Origin of the sequence: Bradyrhizobium sp. USDA 326, from assembly GCF_049739485.1 — a bacterium.
Lineage (GTDB): Bacteria > Pseudomonadota > Alphaproteobacteria > Rhizobiales > Xanthobacteraceae > Bradyrhizobium.
On record NZ_JBMGQA010000001.1, the window covers coordinates 6,500,650 to 6,519,353 of the forward strand.

Here is an 18,704-nt window from a genome sequence, read left to right on the forward strand (position 1 = left end):
CCAAGGGCGCACAACCGAATCAAATGCAACCCACAGTAGGCCGGAGGGCTGGGAAAGTCATCGTTCTCTTTTTGTTCGTTGTGCGGCTTAACCAGGCATCGGCGGCCCGGCTGGCGACGGATGCGGACGCGGCGGCGCGGTGCCGGTGAGCTGGCCGGTCTGATCGGGCGGCCCGCCGGGCGCTGGACCTGCGGGCGTCGCAGCGTTCATCGCGCCCTGCGGCCCGGCACTAGCTCCCGGGCCCATGCCGGCGCCCGGCGCAGTCGGCCGGGACGCTGCGCCGTTCATCGCGACAATCGACGGCATCGACGACTTGAACGCCTCGGTGAGATCGAGGCGGTCGTCCAGACGCCGCAAGAGATCCTTCGCGAGGAACTCCGGGTCGATGCCCGGGAGCTGGATCAGCAGCGGATAGATGCGCTGGGCGTTCGCCACCTCCTGCGCGGCGTTGGGGCGGCCCATCGAGCCGGCCTCGATCTCCAGCAGCACCTCGTTGGCAATGTCCTGCGCGGCGCCGTTGGACGGCCACACCGCGCCGACGCCGACGATCTTCTTGACGCGGTCCTGGCTCATCTCGCGCAACAGGATCTGCCCGCCGTTGCGCGCCAGCTCGGTGAGCAGGTCGTTGAGGTCGTCGATGTTCGAACCCATCGAGGTCATGCGCGAGCCTTCGGCGATCTGCGCCTGCGTTGCGGTCGCATTCGAGGTGCCGCCGAGATTGGCTTCCTGAATGCCGGTGGTGCGCAGGATGTCCTCGTAGACCGGATTGACCTCGTACAGGTTCGGGTCGATGCCGGGGCCGGCGTAGGCCTGCAGCAGGTTCTTGATGTCCTGATTGGGCTGCAGCGCGTTCAGCTCGACCACGTCGTTGGCGGCCCGCTCGGTCAGCTTCGTCAGGTCTTCTTCGTCGAGGCTGCCGCTGACCACGGCGGTGAACGGCCGCGCGGCGATGCGCTGCTCCTTCAGGCCCTCGCGGCAGCGATTGTATTCGAGCTGCATGTCGCGCATCAGCCGCACGTCGGACGGCGGGAACAGCTCGCGCTCGTCGTCGCACTCGTTGAACACCAGCGCGTACCACGGATAGAACCGCTCGTTGAAGATCTCGGGGCCAGCCGGCTCGCGCAGGAAATCGACGAAGCCGTCGCACACCACGTAGACCAGGCCATCGCGCCGGCAGTAGATCTCCCACACCACCGCGCGCTTCTCCTTTTGGTCGAGCGAGTTGCCGTCGCGCGCATCGCCGGCCGACCACGACCGCGCCAGCGCCACCGGGTCGGGGCCGTTGAGGTCGCTGTGGTTGTACTCCTGACAATGGCCGCGCACATCGACGCCGTAGATCTCCTCGATCTCGTCGCACGACAGCAGAAACTCCTCGGCGACCCAGTCGGCGGCGGTCCAGTGCTTCAGCTCGATGCACTTGGTGTCGGGGATGATGTTGAACGACAGCGGGTAGTCGTAGGTCAGGCCCTCGCGCACGAAGATGTTCTTCTGCTGCATCAGATCCTGCAGCAGCAGCCGGAGCTGCTCGGCCTCGGCGTCGTCCTCGTCGGTCAGCTCGTCGGCCTGATCGGCCGACAGCCGCTCCAGCGTCGCCAGCCGCTCGGAGGTGTCGGCGATGCCTTTCTCCAGATCGGGCCGCTCCTCCATCACGCGCTCGAACCCGAGCTTGACGTAGCCGACGCCGGTCGTGATGGCGCGCCGCACCGTCATCTTCATCATCGCCTTGAACGGGTGCGGCTGGTTGTCGACCTCGTAGCCGTAGAGGAGCTGCAGCGTGCGCGCCAGCTTGTCGATCATGATGTTCTCGTTCTTGACGCGCGCGGCGTCCATCATGATGTCGATGCCGCTGCCGACCGCCTGCGCCATCAGCGGATTGACTCCGGGGAGCTGCCCGGCGACCGCGCCGCCCATCGCCGCACCCATCTGATCGCCGAGACCGCCGCTGCCCATGCTGCCGGGGATCGGGCCGGCGCCCATGCCGGGCATGGTGACGCCGCCCATCTGCGCGCCGATGGCGCCGGAGATCTCGTTGATCGATGCCGGGCTGCTGCCGGCGAACAGCGTGTCGATGTTCGGCGCCGGGCCGCCAGCGGGCATGCCGCCGGTTGCCATCGGCATCATGCCGCTCATCGCGCCCTGCGCCATCTGCAGCATGCCGCCCTGATCCATCGGCGGTGCGCCCGGCATCATCTGCTGCGCCTGCACCTGTTGCATCATCATCGCAGCCGACTGCATGAGCTGGTTCAGCGTGCCTTGGCTCTCGTCCCAGCTCGTCGCGATCATGCGCTCGCGCTTCTTCGCCACCGCCTTGGGGTTCTTGGCGTACAGGAAGGCGGTCTTCTGCGCGACGAGGCGCAGCGTCAAATTGGCGACGTAGCGGCTGTCCTGCTGCTTCGACCACTGCTTGCCGAAGGCGAACTCCTGATCCTCCTTCATGCGGTCGAAGGCCGGCTTCCAGTGCGACTTCGCGCTCTTGACGCGCTCGACCCATGCCGTGACCAGCCGCTTGCGCCGCTCCTCGATCTCGGGCTCGTCGCGCGGGATCACATCCTTGCGCTCGCCGTTGGTCGTAAGCTGATCGACAGGCGGCAGGCCTGTGCCCGGGTCCATCGTGCCGGTGATGTCTACAGCCATCCTTGCAAGCTCCTCTTGACGCGCTCCTTTCCTTCCTTCCGGCGAGTGTTTGCCCACATCTCACGAAACGTGCCGCTGACCACCTCGGGCTCCGGCGCCTTGATGCGCGTGCGACCGTGCATCTTCGCGAGGCCCTGACCGATCAGGCTCATGGTATCGACGAGGTCGTCATTCGAGCCGTGCGGAAATTTGAGGATCTGATCCTGGCCCTCGGCCCACCAGCGCGCGAACACCGGGAAATGCACCATGCGCATCGCGCAGCGCGCTTGCATCGGTTGCGCGCGTTGCTGCTTGTCCACGGCCGGCGTGATCGGATCGAGCGCGCAGAACGCCTGCTTCTCGACCATGCGCTTGCGCAGGAACGGGCCGATGCTCTTCTCGATCGCGCCGCGCTCGGCCCACCAGAACAGCGGCTTGTACTTCTTCATCAGCACGACCATGCTCTCGACCGCCTGCGCGGTGTCGAGACGCGTCCACACGAGATCGGGCATGATCCAGATGTGATCCCGCTCATCGACGCCGACTACCATCAGGCAGGTTTTGTCGGCCTTCTGGTCGACCGCGACAGCGTGGTCGCTCGCAGCGTAGAAGCGCAGCTTGTGAAATGCCGGCACGTCGTCCATGCGGGTGTAGGGCACGAGATCGACGGCCTTGTAGAACGCGCCTTCCTTCGGCGCGGGGCGGCCCTGATAGAGCGCATTGAAGCCACGGGGATCGGCGTTGCGGATCTGCTCCAGATACTCCTTGGAGAAGCGCTCGGGCCACAGCGGCTCGCCCTCGGCACGGCCAAGCACGTCGCCTTCCTCGGCCAGCGCCGGGAAATCGATCTTACGCCAGAGCTTGGCCTCGTCCTCGTTGTAGTAGGCGTTGAGCGGATCGATCAGCCGGCCGACGAGGTCGTCCTCGGTCCAGCGCGTCTGGATCAGCGCGATGGTGCCGGTGTCGTCCATCAGACGAGACTTCAGCACTTGGTTCCACCACGTCCACAGCTTCTCGCGCACGGTCGGGCTGTCGGCCTCGGTGCGGTCCTTGATCGGATCGTCGAGCAGGATGCAGTGGCCACCACGGCCGGTGATCGAGGAGCCGCGACCGACCGCGAACACCACGCCGCCAAGCGTGGTCTCGATGCGGTTGACGGCGCAGGCGCCGATCTTGATGCGCACCTCGGGGAAGACCTGCGCATATTGCGGCGTCACCATGATGTCGCGCACGCGCCGGCCAAGATCCCACGAATAGTGCTCGTTGTAGGTCGCGATGATGATCGAGCGGTCGGGATGCCGGCCGATGTACCACGCCGGAAACATCGCGCTCGCCAGCGTGGTCTTACCGAAGCGCGGCCCGACGTTCATGATCAGGCGCGGATACTCGCCGCGCTCGACTTCTTCCAGTGCCGCCGCGATCACGCGATGGAAGCGCTGCGGGTCATAGAGAGAGAACACCGGATCTTCATCGTGCTTCGGGTCCGGCATCATCAGGCGCGTGAACGTGATCAGATCGGTGCGCGCCTGCATGATGGCGCGCTTCCGCCGCAACAGCGTCAGATACCGATCTGAGCTCACGTCATGCATCGTTGCGGTTCTTCGGCCTTCCCACCGGGTTGGGGTGCTTGGTCACGTGCGCCGGCACATCGGGCATGGTCTTGATGCGAGCGCGCGGCGCCGACGTCTCCGGGTTCATCTCGGGAGGGCCAGGTTGAGGACCTGACACTGGCGAGGTGTGGTGCGTGTAGTTGTCCTGCGTGCGCGAGACAGGCGGCGCCTTACTGCCGCTCGGCATCTTCACGCCGCGCAGGGGCGGGGCTTTCGAGGCCATCAGGTGCCTCCTTCATTTTGCGTGCTGAGCAGGTACGGGACAGCGGCAGCGCCGCCGACGGACAGCAGCGGTGCCTTGCCCCTGATCATTTGCGAGAGCGCCTCGGCCGGCGTGATGCCGCGCGCCTGCGCGGTCTTCACCGCGCGGTCTTCGACGAAATCGACGAAGGCCTTGCTGCTGTCGGATGCGAGCCCGGTGACGGGACCACCACCAACCCACGCGGCGGCCTGCGTCTGCGCAGGCGTCATGCCGAGGTCGGCGCCGAGCGATTTGTAGTACTGCTCCAGCGCCGCATATTCGTTTTCCTTGGGCTGACTCTGCCAGAAGGCGGGCGTCTCTAGCGCGTCGGCGAGCGAGGTCTGGCCGCCCTTCAGCTCGGCCTGAATGTTGCGCGGTGTCGCGCCTTTTCCGGTGATGTAGCGGGTCTCAAGGAAGCGCGGGTCTTCCGCGAGCATCGCCGGCAGACGGAAGGCGTGGGTGTCCACCGTGACCGGCATCTGGTTGCCGGCGAGGTTCTCGACGAAGGAGGCGGGCTTCGGGTTCTGCAGTGGGTTCCAGCCGGCGCCGACGACATTGCCGGCGTTCTGCTGGTGCAGCCGCTGCGCCATGTGGCCGTAGGGCTGCGGGTTCGGCGTGCCGATGGCCGGTATCGGCTGACCCTGTCGCGCCAGCGTGTAATAGTAGGACGCGTTGCGCACGTTGGTGCCGACGTCGGAGCGGGGCGACGTCGCGGCGACCATGTCCATGTACTGGCGGAAGGCTTCGTCGCCGCCTTTGCCCAGCTCGGCGTTGAAGGCCTCGCGCAACGGCTCGGCGTTGTACCATTTGGCGCCGCCCATCTCCTGACCGCGCTTGATGGTGTCGAGCATCTTGGCGCGCACATCGGCGTTCTCGATCAGCTCCTGCGTGCGCGCCGGCACGCCGCGCGCCGGCTGATAGCGCGGCAGGTCGAACTGCTTGACGTTGGGCACCTCCGACAGGCGCGAGGTGTCGAACAGGCGCGAGGCCTCGGCGGCGACATCGCCAGCGGTGCGGGCGCCGGCCTTCGCGGCCTTGGACGCGACCTTGCCGGCGCCGGGGATGGCGCCGACGGCTGCGATGGCCGCGTTCGCATTGTCGCCTGTGTCCCTGTAGTGGGCGTAGTCGGCAGCGCTGAGCGGCACGCCGAGCGGCGAGATCTGCACGATGTTTGTTAGGATGTCGGCGAGCTTGCCGGCATTGTAGGGATTGGCGCCGATCCCAATCAGCGCGTCCTGCGCGGCGCTGCGCACCCGCTCGCTCGGCGATGGATGATAGGCGCGCAGCTCGGCCGTCGGCTGAGCATCCGGCGGCAGCACGCTGGTGCGAACGAGCGGGACGGCTCGCGCTAGGTCATCAGCAATCTCAGCCATGTGGCGTCTCCAAGACGAAGACGCGACGGGCCATCACCGATCAGAGAAAGCAGAAGCAGGACAACAATCAAAACACCAACCACAATGATCGCGACGCGCGCGACGCGGTGGAAAGGTTCGGGGATCGGGATCTGATCGATCAACCAGAGCAGCAGGCCGACGATCAGGCCGAGCACCACGATGTAGAGCACGAGATAGACAAGCGACTGGATCATGTCATCCTCCATTCTCCTTCCTCGGGGCCAGCAGGCACCGATCTGCGAGCTGCGTGAGCAGGGCGTCCTTGCGCTCGACCGCCTGCACGATCTCGCGCAGGCCGTAGAGGCCGGCGAGCAGGAACAGCGCGTTGATGATGACCAGCGACAGCGCCAGCGGCTCCTCGCGTAGTGCCTCGACCAGTGTGCGGGAGAGCTGCCTGACCATCACACCCTCGCATCGAACAGCATGACGCCGTTGCCGTTGAACGCCCACGCGAAGCCGCCTTGCCCGGCGGTGTACGGCGCGGTGGTGTCGGTGAAGCGCCCGTGCGAGACCAGCGGGCCGGGATTGTCGAGCGACGGCGCCGTGTTGATCGGGTTATTGGCGCCGACGCGATAGACGCCGAAGTCGGAGGTCGCGCCCTTGACGATCAGGCCGGGCGTGGTGCGTTTCGGCACTCGGTGATGGTAGAGCCAGAAGAAGACCTGGGCGTTGTAGAAATAGCCTTCGGCAATCGCGCCCGGCGCCTGCGTTGCCTCCAGATAGCGCATGCAGGTCACCAGCTCCGCATCGTAAGTACGCTGCACGAACGGTGAGCGCGCCTGCGACGGCAGCTCAAGGCCCGGCAGCATGATGAGACCGGTGATCTGGAATGTGTCGGTGGCGGCCTGCGCGCCGTTGATCGTGCCGGTTGGGCCGATCACGTTGCCGGCGAACCACGCATTGGCCGGCGCCTGCAAGGTCGCGCCGTTCGCCATCACGAACCACAGGGTCATCGAGGCGGCGTTGCCCGTGATCCACGTGCCAGTGGTGTCCCCGGGGATGGTGATGGTCTTGTACTCCCACGTGTCGGCGACATTGACCGCGAACGAGAACGGATAGCTGCGGTTCTGCGCTGCATTTTGCAGCGCGCCGCCATAGGTACCGGGCCGGTGCGACTTCGCCCAAAACGCAAACGAAATCGGCTGCGCAGTCGCGGTGCCAAACTGGCAGCGCGCGACGCGCAGCCCCTCGATGGTCTGCCGGAGGTAGACGTAGTCCGACGGCGCGGGCGAGGCGTTGCCGGCGGTGATGGTGGCTTTGATCGAATAGGTGAAGCCGGGTGGCCCATCGACGACCTGCTGGCCGTTGAGCGTCCAGGTGCCATTGCGACCGATCACCCACTGGTCGGCAATATAGTGGCCTGTGGTGATGACCGTGGCGGCGCCGTTGCTGACTTGATCGATGGCGCAGCCGCCGTTGACTTGCATGCCGTAATAGCCGAGCGCATCGAACGGCGCGGCGTAGATGTTCTGACGGCCCTGTTGCTGCTGCGTCGCGGTCAGTGAGGATTGCGCGCTGTCGTAGCGCACGCTGCCGGCCGGCGGCGCGATGCCATCGACGTAGCTCTTCGCCGCCGCATCGTTCGCCGCGACCGGCGGCGCGATCAGCTTGAGCTGCGCGCTCATCGGGATCGAGCCGTCGTCGTAGATCGGCTGCTTCGACACGAGCGATTGCAGCGACCACTTCTCGCCGTCCCAGCGATAGACCGGCACGCCGGCAATGGCAGGCTGCGGACACAGCGTGCCGACCGACGGCGAGGTCGGGAAGTTGAGACCCATGTCAGCCTCCCTTCATCATTTTGCGAAAGCCGCCGATGTCGATGGGCGGCCGACCTTCCAGCTCGCGGATGCGGTTCTCGTGGTTGAACAGCACGACATCCTCGGCGGGCGGCGGCGCCGGCTCCGGCGGAACGTAGGGATCGGGCACGCCACCATCGGCAAGCCACGCCTGATATTCCCGCCAGTCGCGATTGCCCGGGTCGGCGGGGATGCTGGCGCTGTCGGCCGTGCGCAGCACCGGGCCTTCGGGATCGGGACTGTGGAGCTGATAATCGGCCATCGTCACATCCTCGCGTCGGCAACGAAGTGGTAGAGGATCGGCTGCGTCGCGATGCCGAAGCTGTTGATGACCGAGAACCCGCTCTCGCCGATGTTCGATGCTGCCATTGGTCGGTCAATGTTGTCGGCGCCATTCCCGGTCGCACCGGTTGCGGGCGAATAGATCGTGACGGTCGGTGCGACCCGTTTGCGCACCATCCAGCCGGGGCTGTAGGACGATGGCCCTTGGTTTTGCAGCGAGCCCCTGGCGCCGACATTGGTGATCGATCCCGGCGGCGAGCTGTAGGGATAGCTCTTCTCCCAATAACGCATGCACAGCGCCAGCTCCTGATCGAACGGGCGCTGCACGAACGGCAGGCGCAGCGAACTCGGCCCATCGTTACCGGGGACAATGTGCAGGCCCGTCATGAAGATGGTGTTGCCGGCGGCGGCGAAGAAAGTCTGCGAGGTGTTCGCCGTCGCCATAGCGCTGCTCGCGTTCCAGCCTTCGACGCCGGTCCAATTCGAGCCGGCGCCGAAGCAAAGCTGGAAGACCAGACCGGCACTGGTGTCGGTGGCCCACGTGCCGGTGGTGTCGCCGGGGACGGTGAACTGGTAGAAGGTCCAGCCGAGAGCGCTGCTGACCGCGAGGTCTTTGAGGTACGAGCGGGTCGCGGCGCTGTTGCGGAGCTGCGCCGTGAAGGTGCCGCTGACATTCTGCGACCAGAGCCAGAAGCTGACCACAATCGGCTGCGCACTCGCGGTGCCCCAGCCCAACCGCCGGCACCGCGTGCCCTCGATGCGCTGCTGCATCAGCACGTAGTTCGATGCGGCAAACCCTGCCGGCAAAGCGGTCGCCGCTTGCAGCGCCAACGAATAAGGGATGCCGGGAACACCGACGGCATATTGCGCGCCGTTCATGGTGCTGCCGACCCGCTCAAAGCCGACCAGCCACTGGTCGGTGAGATAGGTGCCGCCGCCGAGCGCGACCCAGTTGCCCACGTTCTGCTGGCTGACATCCATCGCGCCGTTGATCTGTAGGCCATTGAACGCCATCGCATCGAACGCGGCGGCGTTGACGTTCTGCCGCGCCTGCAATTGCTGCGCGGCGGTGAGGCCCTGCGCGGCGTCGTAGCGCACCGCGCGAGCGTTGATCAGGTTGCCGGCAGATGTGAGCGTCGCAGCGTCGCCCGCATCGACATACTGCTTCGGCGCGGCATGCAGCACCGCCGTGGGATCGCCGGACAGCACGAGCGGCCCCGTCATGGTGTCGCCGGCCTTTTGAACGAACTGCGAGACGTCAGGCATCGGCATCGCCAGCACCCACTGCGTGCTGTCGCCGTCGTTGTAGCGCACGAACAGCAAGCCGGTGTCGCTCTCCCACCAAAGGGAATTATCGGGCACGCCGGGCGGCGGTGTGTCGCTGATGAAGACGGCGGCTTTCGCCGCGACTGCGGCATCGACGTAGCTCTTGGTCGCAGCCATCGCGGGCGCCGAAGGATCACCCGCCAGCGTGAGGTTGCCGGTCATGGTGCCGCCGGCCTTCGCCAGCTTGGTGTCGCTGTACTGCTTCGTCACCGCGTGCATCGCTGCCGTCGGATCTCCCGACAGTGTCAGCAGGCCGGTCATGGTGTCGCCGGCCTTCTGCACGTAATTCGGATTGATGGTGCCGCTGATCGCTTCCCACTGCGCTGGCGTGAAGGTGCCGGGCGCGACATCGACCAGCGCGCGGTAGATGATGCCGGAGCGCACCATCAGCTCGCCGGTCGCATATTGAGCGCGCGTGTCGTACAGGCGGATGCCAAGCAGAATGATCGGCTGGCCAATCGTTGCGCCGTTGGCGTCGCCGACCGCGAGCTGCCGGTTGGAAGTGTTGACCGCGATCTCGCCCGGCTCGAGCCCCGGGAAGGCCTGTGCCGGATCAGAGGTGCGGCGGTGCCGATATTGCGAACCCATGCTCAATCATCCATCAGCCAGTCTGTCTTCGCCGTCGTCATCGAGTCCTGTCGTGATGATCGTCGGCGCGGGCGCCGGGATCTCGTCGTAGGCTTGCTTGGTTTTGGACGCCTCGACCGCGCCCTGCGCGGCGCCCTGCAGCGCGATCAGCACATTGAGCGGCCCGTCGAACGGCTGCTTCGGCGAGGCGAGCTGTGCGCCGCCAAGGTTGGTGCGCAGCGGCGGCTTCGGCGGATCGACGACAGGCCATCTCGACATCAGCTTGCCCTCGGCGGTTTGTAGTCGGGGTGATCTTCCGGCAGGCGCTCGCCAGTCGGTGTCGTGTTGGAATCACCGGTCTGATCGCCGCCGGGCGCTGATGGCGGGTTCGGCAGCGTCGAATGCTCCGGTGTCGCCATCGGGTCTTCGGTCGGTGCCTGCTCGAACGGCCGGTTCTCCGGGCCAGGATTTGCCATCGTGGTCTGGCTCGGCTGCGTCGAGCCGATCTCACCCTCGCGATAGGCGCCTTCGCCCTTGGTATCGCGTTTCTCGTGCGCCTTGCCGACGCGGTCGTCGTCGTCGTGCTTCTTCCCCGTCATCCTCGTCTTTCCTTTCTTCTTCGGCTTGCTGGTCTTCCTCTCGGTGCGCTTTGCTGCCGAGCGGCGAGCCGCCTGTGCGGCCTTGCGCGGCTTGCTGCTCGACGGCTTGGCGACCGCCTTGCCACCCGAGCCGGGCTTCGATGCGCCTTTGCTCTGCTGCGCGCGGGCGGGTCTCGCGTTCTTTCTCGGCATGGTCACCTCCTTGATGTTGCGCCCCCAGAAGCCGTGAAGCTGAATGTCTGATCGGCCGAGTAGAGCGGCCCGTTGCGCACGCTCACCGGCACGTCGATGGCCGCGCTCACCAGCGACGGCTTCACCGTGGTCTTGATCTCGGTGTCGCTGAGGAAGTCAGTCGCCTCGTCGCCGCCGTTGAAGACGATCTTGCTATCAGGCGTGAAGCCGCTTCCGGTGCAGACCATCTCGACATCGACGTCACCAACCACGGCAGTGCTTGGCGTGATGCTGTTGAGCACGGGTGTATCCGGCTGCTCGCCGCGCGCCGAGATCACCGGCTCCTCGTAGCTGGCGCCGACGGTGACGGTGGCCGGGCCATTGAGCGCGAACACCTGACCAGCAGGCACGGAATAGGTGATAGCCATCAGAACGTCCCTCCATCGATGATCGGTGGCATGAAGCCGGAGTCGAGCAGCCCATTGCTGTCGGTCTTCACAAGGCGGTTGCTGTCATTGGCCGGCGTGCCGGAGCGCACGGCGATGGCGACGGGATCGGCGAACGAGGCGTCGGGAATTGCGAACAGGCGCGTCAGCTCGATGCGGTAGGTCGAGGGCGACACCGCCTTCAGCGTCTCGGTGCCGGCTTCCATGTCGGCGTCATCCGCCCATGACACGCCGCCGCCAGATCCCGGGATCTCAAACTTGGTTGCCAGCACGTCGTTGGGGCCGGGCGGCGAGGTGGTGACGATGCCTTCGCCGACACTGTCGGGGACGATGGTTGGCACCCAGCGGGCGACGCGCGCGTTCTGGCTCATGGCGTCACCGCCGGTCGATGCCAGACTGCCCACAGCTTCGCGTCGCTGCGCGGCGCGGTGATGAGGTGAAGGTTGGAGCCGCTCGCGGTGAAGTCGGGGCCGGGCTCCTGCGTGATGCCGTCGAGCACGACGACGAGCTGCGCGTTGTCGGTGACGTCGGCGAGCGCCGGGATGCCGCTCAGCGGGTCGGTGTACTGCAGCTCGAAATCGCGCGTGCTGCCGTCAGGCGTCAGCGGGTGGATCTTGAACGAGAACACCGCGCCCGGCGCCAGCTTCTCGCCCGGGATCAGCACGTCCCACTGCACCATCGAGCCGGCCGCGACCGCATCGGTCAGCGTCAGCACATTGCCGCTGATGGTGAAGTCATCGTTCGGGATCTGGCGCACGCCATTGACGTGAACGTCGCTGGGCGATGTTCCTATGTCGGGGACGGCACCGTTGTCGTCGGCGCCGGAGAACAACGTCTGGCCGGCTGTGGCGGTGTAGACGAGCTGCTGCACGAAGCCCGGCGCCAGCGCCATCGGTGTCGTCCACGTCGAGCCGTTCCAGACGTAGAGCTGGTTCTCGTCGAGATCGTAGTAGGTCGAGCCCGGCGCAATCGGGTTCGGCACCTTGATGCCGGTGTTCGGGTTGGTCTCACCCGGCATCGGCGCATCGTGCCAGCCGCCGAGGTAGTAGTAGCCCCACGGGCCGACGAGCTGCGCGGCGTAGATCGCCCACCACTTCGCGCTCCACAGCCCGCCCATCCCGCCGTAGCCCTCAACCGGCTGGTAGTAGAGCCCGTGCGGGAATGGCGAGGCCTCGATGTAAGCCGGCGCATCGTCGGCATTGACGACAGGACCGGCAAGATATTCGGCCCACTGCAGCGCCTCGTCCTTGGCCTTGATCGCGTTGTCGGCCTGCGCCTTGGCGTAGTCGGCCCAATTCTCGGTCTCGACCGCATCGACATCGACAGAGGTGGCCAACTTGGCCACTCTGTCTTCCGATTGCTCGACGAGCTGGTGCGCGGTGTTGACCGCCGACAAAAACTGACTGGCGGAAATGGCCGCTGCTTCGGCATCGCGCGCGTAGAGCGACAGATTTCTTTCGGCCACTTTGGCCACATCGGCGGAGTGCTGCGCTTTCGCCACATTCAGCGCAGTGCGTCGCACGACCGCAGCGCCGAGCGCGTCGGCCAGCGATGGCTCCAAAGTCTCGGCAAAAACGCTGGCGTTATGCAAACGCCCGTCATCGCGACGGATCTCGGCGAGCGCCTGCTGTGTCGAAAAGATGGCATCGATCAGCACATCGATCTGCGCGTCGAGCCGATCACCCGGCGGCGGCTCGCGCGTATGCAGTTTGTGCCAATCGGTGAAGCTGAAGAGTCGGCGTGGCCGCTCGATGCTCGTCACAGCGTGCTGCGATGCGCTTCGATTTCTGGCCAGAAGCTAGGCCGGGCCTGCCGGGGCCGTTACGAGCGGTGCGATTTATTGCACTTCGGGAGAAAATGGAAAAGAGGCTGGATTTTTTTCAGCAGGTTGCTTTAGGTTAGCTCCGGGGAAGAAAAGGCGCAGGCCCGCGACCACAACGGGAGACAACAAACGTTATGGGAAAACAACAACCCGAAACGGTCGAGTACTTCAACGTGCTAGTGCGGCGGATACCGAAGGAGATGCTCGGCGATGTGCTGGGCGATCTCGCAAAGCGTGGGCTCACAGAAGTGTTGCCGGAGCTGGTGACGGACGTGCTCGCTTACAAGAACCGTCAGCAGCACGACACCAAGGCGACGGACTTCCTCGCCGAGTGGGTCAAGGACAACGCGACGTTCTCATTGAAGGACGTCACCGCTCACTTCAAGGTCAACGGTCGCACCAGTGCAGCGGCCTATTACGCGATCAAGCAGCTCAACGAAGCGCGGGTGATCAAGAAGCTGGACGACAACGGCAACTACACGCGCGCTGACGTCAAACAGATCGAGGCGCCGGCAAAGGGCAAGGCGGCGAAGCCGAAGAAGGCGAAGCGCGTCGTCCACGACGTCGATCACCGCGAGTTCATCCTTCGCTACGCACGCGCGCACAACGGCCGGTGTTCAGCCACGAAGCTGAAGGCCTACTTCGAACAGCACGACCGCAATCCTAACTCCGTCGGCGGCGCGCTCAATTATCTTGTCGAGAACAAGATGCTGAAGCTGCTCGGTGATGGCGAGTATCAGTTGCTCGCGAAAGGCGGCGCCAGGAAGCCGACCGCAACAGCGAAGCCGCCGAAGCTGAACGGCGCGGCTGCGCACGTTGAGGTGCCTGCGGAGGTGACCGCAAATGGCTAAGGGCAGCAACGGACATTCGTGGCTCACCCGCTCGTACAACTTCCTCGACAAAGATCCGGAGTGCGACACTTTCCGCACGATGTATCAGAAGCAGCGCATCAGGGAGAGCGACCTCGCTGTGCTCGCGGGTCTGTCGGTGAGCACCGTCAAGAAACTTTTTGGCGGTGACACCCGTCAGCCGCGCCACAGCACATTCGCAAAAATGGCCGGCGCGATGGGCTGCGAGTACGGGCTGAAGCAGATCGAAACACCCGATTACGAGAAGGAGATCCCGAAGGCGCGCGAGGAGTTCAAGGCCCACAAGGAGGCCCTCCGCAAGAAGCGCGAACGGGAAGCCCGTCGCAGCAGATAGGCCTTACGCAGTATCGTGCGGATCTGCGTGAGCGGAGCCGCGTCGCGTCGTCCTTGGAAGGGTCGCGCGGCGCGGCCCGTGCCTGCGCGCCATTTTGGAGAGAACAATGACCGAGAACGACGGGATGCCCGCGCTCGGCGCGGCTGAACAAATCATCCATCACCTGCGTATGGACCGCTGTCCTGCGTGCCAGCAGCACACGCTGAGACCTGGCCCTCGGGGCGGGGCCTCGCAGAACCTGATCTGCGATTGCGGAGCGAAGTGGAATGTCGCGCCGCCGCGCTACATCCTGTTTGCCCAGCGGGTCGGATGACGTGGGCCGGCCGACATTGCACGACTGGCCGATCTGGTTACTGATCGGCGCAGTGGTCGTGCTCGACATGGTGCTGTTCGCGACCATCGTGATAGGGATGTGGTGATGAGCATCACCGAGATCCTCGCCCAGATCCGCGCGCCCGACTTCACCGCCGGCATCGTCCTGTTCGACGACGTCGTAGTCGAGACCGCACCCATCGTCCGCTACATGCGGCGCTGGTCGCGCGAGAGGGTGCGCGAGGAGTGCCGCAAGCGCGGCTGGTCCGTCACCGTGGTCTGGCAAATGGAGCGCGAGGACGTCACGGCGCCGCAGATCAAGTCAGGGATCACCCAGCACGAGGAGAGTTTCGAGGCGGTGCGCCCGACCGGCGAGACCGAATTTTTCTACTTCGATGAGAACGCGAACCGGCGCGCCATCAATGGTCGACTGAGCAAGGAGCGCGCGTTCGAGCTGGCACAGGCCTTCCTCACTCGCAAGGCATAGGGTTCCATATTGACTCGTCCCGGTCGTGCCAGCTTGGATGCGCCGTCAGTCGTGGAGTTGCGTATGCGTCACGCGCCGTCCATCGTCCCCGGTACCGAGCAGGACATCTACCTCGTTCTCGACCAGTTCGGCCGGCATGGCCGGGCGTGGGTCGAGACCGACGAGGAGCGAACCGACCGCGACACGCTGCTGCGCGACCTAATCGAGGGGCAGTATCGCGACCCGCAGCGCATCGTCGCCTTCAACACCAGCGAGGGCTGGTCGCGCGACGTCAGCGAGGAGATCGCCGAGGCGCTGTCGCAGCTCTGCGCCGACCGCGACGAAGTGCCCCCATCGCTGGAAGACTTTCTGCAGCGGCACGGGCATAATCCCGAGCTGCAGCTCTCGCTGCTCTAGCCCGACAGCTTGATCCGGGGCTCGACCTTGTCGAGGTAGGCCTGCACGATCCGCCGCACCATCTCCGAGCGCGTGACGTTGTTGAGGCGCGCCAGCAGCGCAATCTGGTCGTAGTCGTGCTGGCTGTAGGCAGTGTTGATCGATGGCATCAGCTCTGGCCGTTTTCGTCCGTCACGCGGAGCTGCTCGGGCGCATAGATGTGCAGCGCGCCCTCGACGCCGCGCGCAGTGCATTCGACCACTATGCGCTCCTCGCCAGCGATGTTGTGGAAGACCGCGACCACGACACCGGGCCAGCGATAGCCGTGCTTCTTCTCGACGGGTTCACCGAGCTGCATCGTCTCCTCCATCAGGTCAGCATCACGATGAGAATGCCAATCAGCACCAGCACCACAGCCATGAAGCAGAGCGCGATTTTCAGTTCATGGCTCATGTTTAAATCCGAAAAATTTTGGCGGGGGGTATTGCGAACTTTTTGGCTGGGGCGATTGGGGGCGGGCAGGGGGCGGGCCGGCGGGCAGCGAGCGAGGAGGGGCGCCCACAACGCGCGCGTGCAGATCTGGACTAGTCCAGAGCTGGACTGCTGCCCTCGATCTGTCCTCGTCGCGCGAGCTGGTCCGATAACGGACTGATGCTCCTGCGCTTTCAGCGCCAGTTCGGATCTTGGGATAGGAGCTGCGGCGCCGCCGGCCAGCGTGAAGGAAGGATGAGACGCTGCGCTGATGTGGGCATGCAGCTTTGCCGGCCAGCGGCGGGCGCACAATGCGCTGATCATTTTGCCCTCGTCAATCGCGCGATCTCCGCGTCCAGCTCATCAGCGGTCATTTCTGAGGCTCTGCGACCGCTTCCTGCGCTGTCCTCGTCGTCGAAGTATTCCATCAGGGTGCGGGCCGCACTCGCTTTCGCGGCGGCCGAGGCAGACGGTGATGCGAGCACCGCTCGCAGCGCTTCACGCACCTCGTCCCGCAGAGCTACCTTTTGTCCGTCGCTTTCTTTTGATGAGCCCATACTTCGCTTCCCTGTTGCGCTGGATCACCTGCAAGCCTCGGCCACCGTGCTTGATGCAGACCGACACTCCCCGCATCGCCACGTTCCCGCACTGCTGCCCGGTACACTTCGCGGTCGCCTGACACTTCCGCAACCCGACCCTGCCTGGCTTGAACTGGTGCGCCACCATGGCCGCTCGCCATGCCGCGTTCCCAGCTCCCGTTGGCCTCCTGCCTTCCATCGCTCCTACCTCTGCTGTTCGTTGGAATTTGCACGGTGCATCCCAACCCCCTTACAGGGGGGGTTGGAACACACACCAAGCCACCCAGTTGATGGAAGCCCGTTGGAAGCGCGTTGGAAGGGCGTTGGAAGCATCATCTCAGCACCAGCCTCGAACGCTGCCTTGATGGCGGTCCGGTGACCTCGATGCGCACCCGGCCGCTCTCCATCAGACGGTCCATCGCCGCCTTCAGCCGCACGCCGTTCACGTGCGCGGCCTTCGCTTCCTTCTCGCCAGCGAATTGCGATGGCGCGTAGCTGCGCCCGGGATTGGCGCTCACAGCTCTATTTTGTGAAACGAACCGTGCCAGCACCGTGGCGAACACCTCGTCGTCCCGCTGGTCCTGCGCAGCCTGCTGCATGGCGCTGCGCTTGCGCTCGGGCAGGAACAGCCCATCCTGCCAACGCAGCGTCAGCCGCTCGGCGCGCGGGCCGTAGTTGTTTTTCATGAACTCGATCTCGCGCAGGTCGTTGTCAGGCTCGGCGCCGTCGGCCTCGTTCTGCTTCTTGACCCCGTGCAGGAAAAAGCGCGCCCGCACTGCGTTGTGCCACGCGGTCGAGCCGCTCACGCCTGTGCCGGTCTGGATGCCCGCGTTCGAGGGATGCGACACCAGCACCAGACTGCCATTGGCGACGATGGCGAGGCGCGTGCAGAGCCCGATGAACTGCTGCACCTCGCTGCGGTCGTTCTCGTTGCCGGCGAAGACATTGGCCGCCGATGCGAGCCCGATCATGACCGGCTTCACGTCGCCCACGAACGTCAGCAGCTCGTGGTAGAGCGGCGTCGGCTCGATCCTGCCCGACTTGCCGGTTGACTGCGCCAGCACACAATCCTCACCGACCATGGCCAGCAGCGACAGCCCGGCCGCGAGATCCGCGAACGTCACGCCGTAGTGCTTCACGATGGCCGCGAGGCGGCGATGCATCACGTCCTGATCGTCCTCCGCGTCGAGGAAGATCGCAGGGCCGGGCTCGGGCAGGGTGTGCAGCCAGTCCTTGCCGAGCACATGCGCGGCGCAGAGCTGCAGCAGCAGCGTGCTCTTGCCCATCGCGCCTTCGCCCGAGAACAGGCACGTCTGGCGCCGTGGGATGCGGTTGAACACCGTCCAGTCGGGCTCCGGCACCGCGACATGGTCCCAGCGCGCGACGCTGATCGGCCGCAGCCGCGCCGGCTTGGCGGGCTCGACCACGTCACGCAGTGGGATCACCTTGCGTTCGGCCCGGTCGAACATCTCGCGCAGTCCATCGCTCCCGGCTGACCGCAGCACATCGTTGGCGTCCATGTCATCCGGGGGCTCGCTCATCACCAGCTCCCGCGCGACGCAACAGCCTCCGCATCGACACCACGCTCACGCAGCCGCTCGACCAGCATCGAGGAGCCGCGCAGGCCCGCCTTCTTGGCATCAGCCACATCGGTGAGCACAGTACAGCAATCACAATAGGCCGGCACGCTGTCGCCCTGTGCGCCCATCAGCGACGCGCTCCCGGCCACCCACACGCCGCAGCCCGTGCTCTCGAACATCGACAGGCCTTCCTCGATGCCCTCGGTGACGATGAGTCCGAGCAGGTCGTTCATGGGGGCCAGGATTATCGGCACGCCACGCGGTGAGCCGACGATGATCTTCTCGATCTTCTGCCCATCGCGCGTCAGCTTGGTGAGATGTACGGCGACGACATCGCGCGGCCTCACCATGATCACGCCGGGCTCGATCTCCTCGACCAGCGCGAAGGCCGCGATCATCGCGCGCGGATGATCGCCACGCGGCGGCAGGTAGGCGAGGCTTGGCGGCAGCGCGCAACTGAGGCCGCGCACCTCGCGCAAATAGCGCTCGACCACGGTGCCCTCGACCGGCTCGCGCTGCGACCACAGCCAGCGCGCGATCTCGGCGCGGTCGCGCTCGGGTTTGTTACGAGGTGGCGGCAGCAGGCCGTTGTAGTCACCCACTGACCAAATCCCGCGCACCTGTAATGCCGCGATGAGATCGCGCTGGTCACAGCCGGCAAGGCAACGCACCTGCACGTTCTGGCGTCCGTCGAAGATGATCATGCTGGGCTCGCGGTCCTCGTGGGCCACGCACTTGCACTTCCACTGCCGACCAGAGCGGACGCCATCCAGTGCGCGTGCGAGCTCCTCGGCGTTCATGCGCGCTGCCCTCGCGCGTGCGTTTCACGTG

General features: G+C 65.5%; 26 protein-coding genes. 6 read left to right on the top strand and 20 right to left on the bottom strand.

Annotated features, from left to right (window positions below):
- Nucleotides 1-87: 87 nt before the first annotated feature.
- The 14 genes from ABIG06_RS30625 to ABIG06_RS30690 are packed head-to-tail and all read right to left on the bottom strand — an operon-like array spanning nucleotide 88 to nucleotide 12,390.
- Nucleotides 88-2,634: a hypothetical protein gene (locus ABIG06_RS30625; protein WP_370139732.1), complete on the bottom strand. Its 2,547-nt coding sequence runs from the start codon at nucleotides 2,632-2,634 to the stop codon at nucleotides 88-90.
- Nucleotides 2,625-4,193, bottom strand: coding sequence for a terminase large subunit domain-containing protein (locus ABIG06_RS30630; RefSeq protein ID WP_370139733.1), 1,569 nt, complete (start codon nucleotides 4,191-4,193; stop codon nucleotides 2,625-2,627). Before ABIG06_RS30630 ends, ABIG06_RS30625 begins: the two co-directional genes overlap by 10 nt.
- Before the next feature lies 1 nt (nucleotide 4,194).
- On the bottom strand, nucleotides 4,195-4,446 hold the full coding sequence (locus tag ABIG06_RS30635) for a hypothetical protein (protein WP_370139734.1): 252 nt from the start codon (nucleotides 4,444-4,446) through the stop codon (nucleotides 4,195-4,197).
- Nucleotides 4,446-5,837, bottom strand: coding sequence for a DUF7178 family protein (locus tag ABIG06_RS30640; protein WP_424578470.1), 1,392 nt, complete (start codon nucleotides 5,835-5,837; stop codon nucleotides 4,446-4,448). Before ABIG06_RS30640 ends, ABIG06_RS30635 begins: the two co-directional genes overlap by 1 nt.
- Nucleotides 5,813-6,052, bottom strand: a complete 240-nt coding sequence (locus ABIG06_RS30645; protein WP_370139736.1) for a hypothetical protein — start codon at nucleotides 6,050-6,052, stop codon at nucleotides 5,813-5,815. Before ABIG06_RS30645 ends, ABIG06_RS30640 begins: the two co-directional genes overlap by 25 nt.
- A gap of 1 nt (nucleotide 6,053) precedes the next feature.
- Nucleotides 6,054-6,260, bottom strand: coding sequence for a hypothetical protein (locus tag ABIG06_RS30650; RefSeq protein WP_370139737.1), 207 nt, complete (start codon nucleotides 6,258-6,260; stop codon nucleotides 6,054-6,056).
- Entirely contained in the window at nucleotides 6,260-7,636 is a 1,377-nt protein-coding gene (locus tag ABIG06_RS30655; RefSeq protein ID WP_370139738.1) for a hypothetical protein, read from the bottom strand. The genes ABIG06_RS30650 and ABIG06_RS30655 overlap by 1 nt, the downstream gene beginning before the upstream one ends.
- A gap of 1 nt (nucleotide 7,637) precedes the next feature.
- Nucleotides 7,638-7,916 carry a hypothetical protein gene (locus ABIG06_RS30660; protein WP_370139739.1) on the bottom strand — a complete coding sequence of 93 codons (279 nt, stop codon included), beginning with the start codon at nucleotides 7,914-7,916 and terminating at the stop codon, nucleotides 7,638-7,640.
- Nucleotides 7,917-7,918: 2 nt separating this feature from the next.
- Entirely contained in the window at nucleotides 7,919-9,850 is a 1,932-nt protein-coding gene (locus ABIG06_RS30665; RefSeq protein WP_370139740.1) for a hypothetical protein, read from the bottom strand.
- A 6-nt stretch (nucleotides 9,851-9,856) separates the two neighbouring features.
- Nucleotides 9,857-10,108, bottom strand: a complete 252-nt coding sequence (locus tag ABIG06_RS30670; protein WP_370139741.1) for a hypothetical protein — start codon at nucleotides 10,106-10,108, stop codon at nucleotides 9,857-9,859.
- Nucleotides 10,108-10,620 carry a hypothetical protein gene (locus tag ABIG06_RS30675; RefSeq protein WP_370139743.1) on the bottom strand — a complete coding sequence of 171 codons (513 nt, stop codon included), beginning with the start codon at nucleotides 10,618-10,620 and terminating at the stop codon, nucleotides 10,108-10,110. Before ABIG06_RS30675 ends, ABIG06_RS30670 begins: the two co-directional genes overlap by 1 nt.
- Nucleotides 10,621-10,622: 2 nt before the next feature.
- A complete protein-coding gene (locus ABIG06_RS30680; protein WP_370139745.1) occupies nucleotides 10,623-11,027 on the bottom strand; it encodes an IPT/TIG domain-containing protein in 405 nt (134 codons plus the stop codon).
- Entirely contained in the window at nucleotides 11,027-11,416 is a 390-nt protein-coding gene (locus ABIG06_RS30685) for a hypothetical protein (protein WP_370139746.1), read from the bottom strand. Before ABIG06_RS30685 ends, ABIG06_RS30680 begins: the two co-directional genes overlap by 1 nt.
- Nucleotides 11,413-12,390 (bottom strand): hypothetical protein, encoded by a 978-nt coding sequence (locus tag ABIG06_RS30690; protein ID WP_370139747.1) that lies wholly within the window; start codon nucleotides 12,388-12,390, stop codon nucleotides 11,413-11,415. The genes ABIG06_RS30685 and ABIG06_RS30690 overlap by 4 nt, the downstream gene beginning before the upstream one ends.
- 12 nt (nucleotides 12,391-12,402) lie before the next feature.
- On the opposite strand from ABIG06_RS30690, the gene ABIG06_RS30695 reads away from it, so the two are divergent.
- The 6 genes from ABIG06_RS30695 (at nucleotide 12,403) to ABIG06_RS30720 (ending at nucleotide 15,265) form a co-directional block, all read left to right on the top strand.
- Nucleotides 12,403-12,942: a hypothetical protein gene (locus ABIG06_RS30695; RefSeq protein ID WP_370139748.1), complete on the top strand. Its 540-nt coding sequence runs from the start codon at nucleotides 12,403-12,405 to the stop codon at nucleotides 12,940-12,942.
- 59 nt (nucleotides 12,943-13,001) lie between these two features.
- On the top strand, nucleotides 13,002-13,718 hold the full coding sequence (locus ABIG06_RS30700) for a hypothetical protein (RefSeq protein ID WP_370139749.1): 717 nt from the start codon (nucleotides 13,002-13,004) through the stop codon (nucleotides 13,716-13,718).
- Complete coding sequence (locus tag ABIG06_RS30705; RefSeq protein WP_370139750.1) at nucleotides 13,711-14,070, top strand: helix-turn-helix domain-containing protein; 360 nt, start codon at nucleotides 13,711-13,713, stop codon at nucleotides 14,068-14,070. The genes ABIG06_RS30700 and ABIG06_RS30705 overlap by 8 nt, the downstream gene beginning before the upstream one ends.
- A gap of 106 nt (nucleotides 14,071-14,176) precedes the next feature.
- Complete coding sequence (locus tag ABIG06_RS30710) at nucleotides 14,177-14,383, top strand: hypothetical protein (RefSeq protein ID WP_370139751.1); 207 nt, start codon at nucleotides 14,177-14,179, stop codon at nucleotides 14,381-14,383.
- A gap of 105 nt (nucleotides 14,384-14,488) precedes the next feature.
- Entirely contained in the window at nucleotides 14,489-14,869 is a 381-nt protein-coding gene (locus ABIG06_RS30715) for a hypothetical protein (RefSeq protein WP_370139752.1), read from the top strand.
- A gap of 63 nt (nucleotides 14,870-14,932) precedes the next feature.
- A complete protein-coding gene (locus ABIG06_RS30720) occupies nucleotides 14,933-15,265 on the top strand; it encodes a hypothetical protein (RefSeq protein ID WP_370139753.1) in 333 nt (110 codons plus the stop codon).
- Here the strand turns inward: ABIG06_RS30720 and ABIG06_RS30725 are convergent.
- The 6 genes from ABIG06_RS30725 to ABIG06_RS30750 all read right to left on the bottom strand — a co-directional run bounded on the left by ABIG06_RS30725 (nucleotide 15,262) and on the right by ABIG06_RS30750 (nucleotide 18,577).
- A complete protein-coding gene (locus ABIG06_RS30725; protein WP_370139754.1) occupies nucleotides 15,262-15,414 on the bottom strand; it encodes a ribbon-helix-helix protein, CopG family in 153 nt (50 codons plus the stop codon). The two genes, ABIG06_RS30720 and ABIG06_RS30725, sit on opposite strands and share 4 nt — an antisense overlap.
- Nucleotides 15,414-15,602, bottom strand: a complete 189-nt coding sequence (locus ABIG06_RS30730; RefSeq protein ID WP_370139755.1) for a hypothetical protein — start codon at nucleotides 15,600-15,602, stop codon at nucleotides 15,414-15,416. Before ABIG06_RS30730 ends, ABIG06_RS30725 begins: the two co-directional genes overlap by 1 nt.
- A gap of 11 nt (nucleotides 15,603-15,613) precedes the next feature.
- Nucleotides 15,614-16,039: a hypothetical protein gene (locus ABIG06_RS30735; RefSeq protein ID WP_370139756.1), complete on the bottom strand. Its 426-nt coding sequence runs from the start codon at nucleotides 16,037-16,039 to the stop codon at nucleotides 15,614-15,616.
- Entirely contained in the window at nucleotides 16,036-16,272 is a 237-nt protein-coding gene (locus ABIG06_RS30740; RefSeq protein WP_370139757.1) for a hypothetical protein, read from the bottom strand. The genes ABIG06_RS30735 and ABIG06_RS30740 overlap by 4 nt, the downstream gene beginning before the upstream one ends.
- A gap of 353 nt (nucleotides 16,273-16,625) precedes the next feature.
- Nucleotides 16,626-17,834 carry an AAA family ATPase gene (locus ABIG06_RS30745; RefSeq protein ID WP_370139758.1) on the bottom strand — a complete coding sequence of 403 codons (1,209 nt, stop codon included), beginning with the start codon at nucleotides 17,832-17,834 and terminating at the stop codon, nucleotides 16,626-16,628.
- Entirely contained in the window at nucleotides 17,834-18,577 is a 744-nt protein-coding gene (locus ABIG06_RS30750) for a DUF7146 domain-containing protein (RefSeq protein WP_370139759.1), read from the bottom strand. Before ABIG06_RS30750 ends, ABIG06_RS30745 begins: the two co-directional genes overlap by 1 nt.
- Between the last annotated feature and the right edge of the window lie 127 nt (nucleotides 18,578-18,704).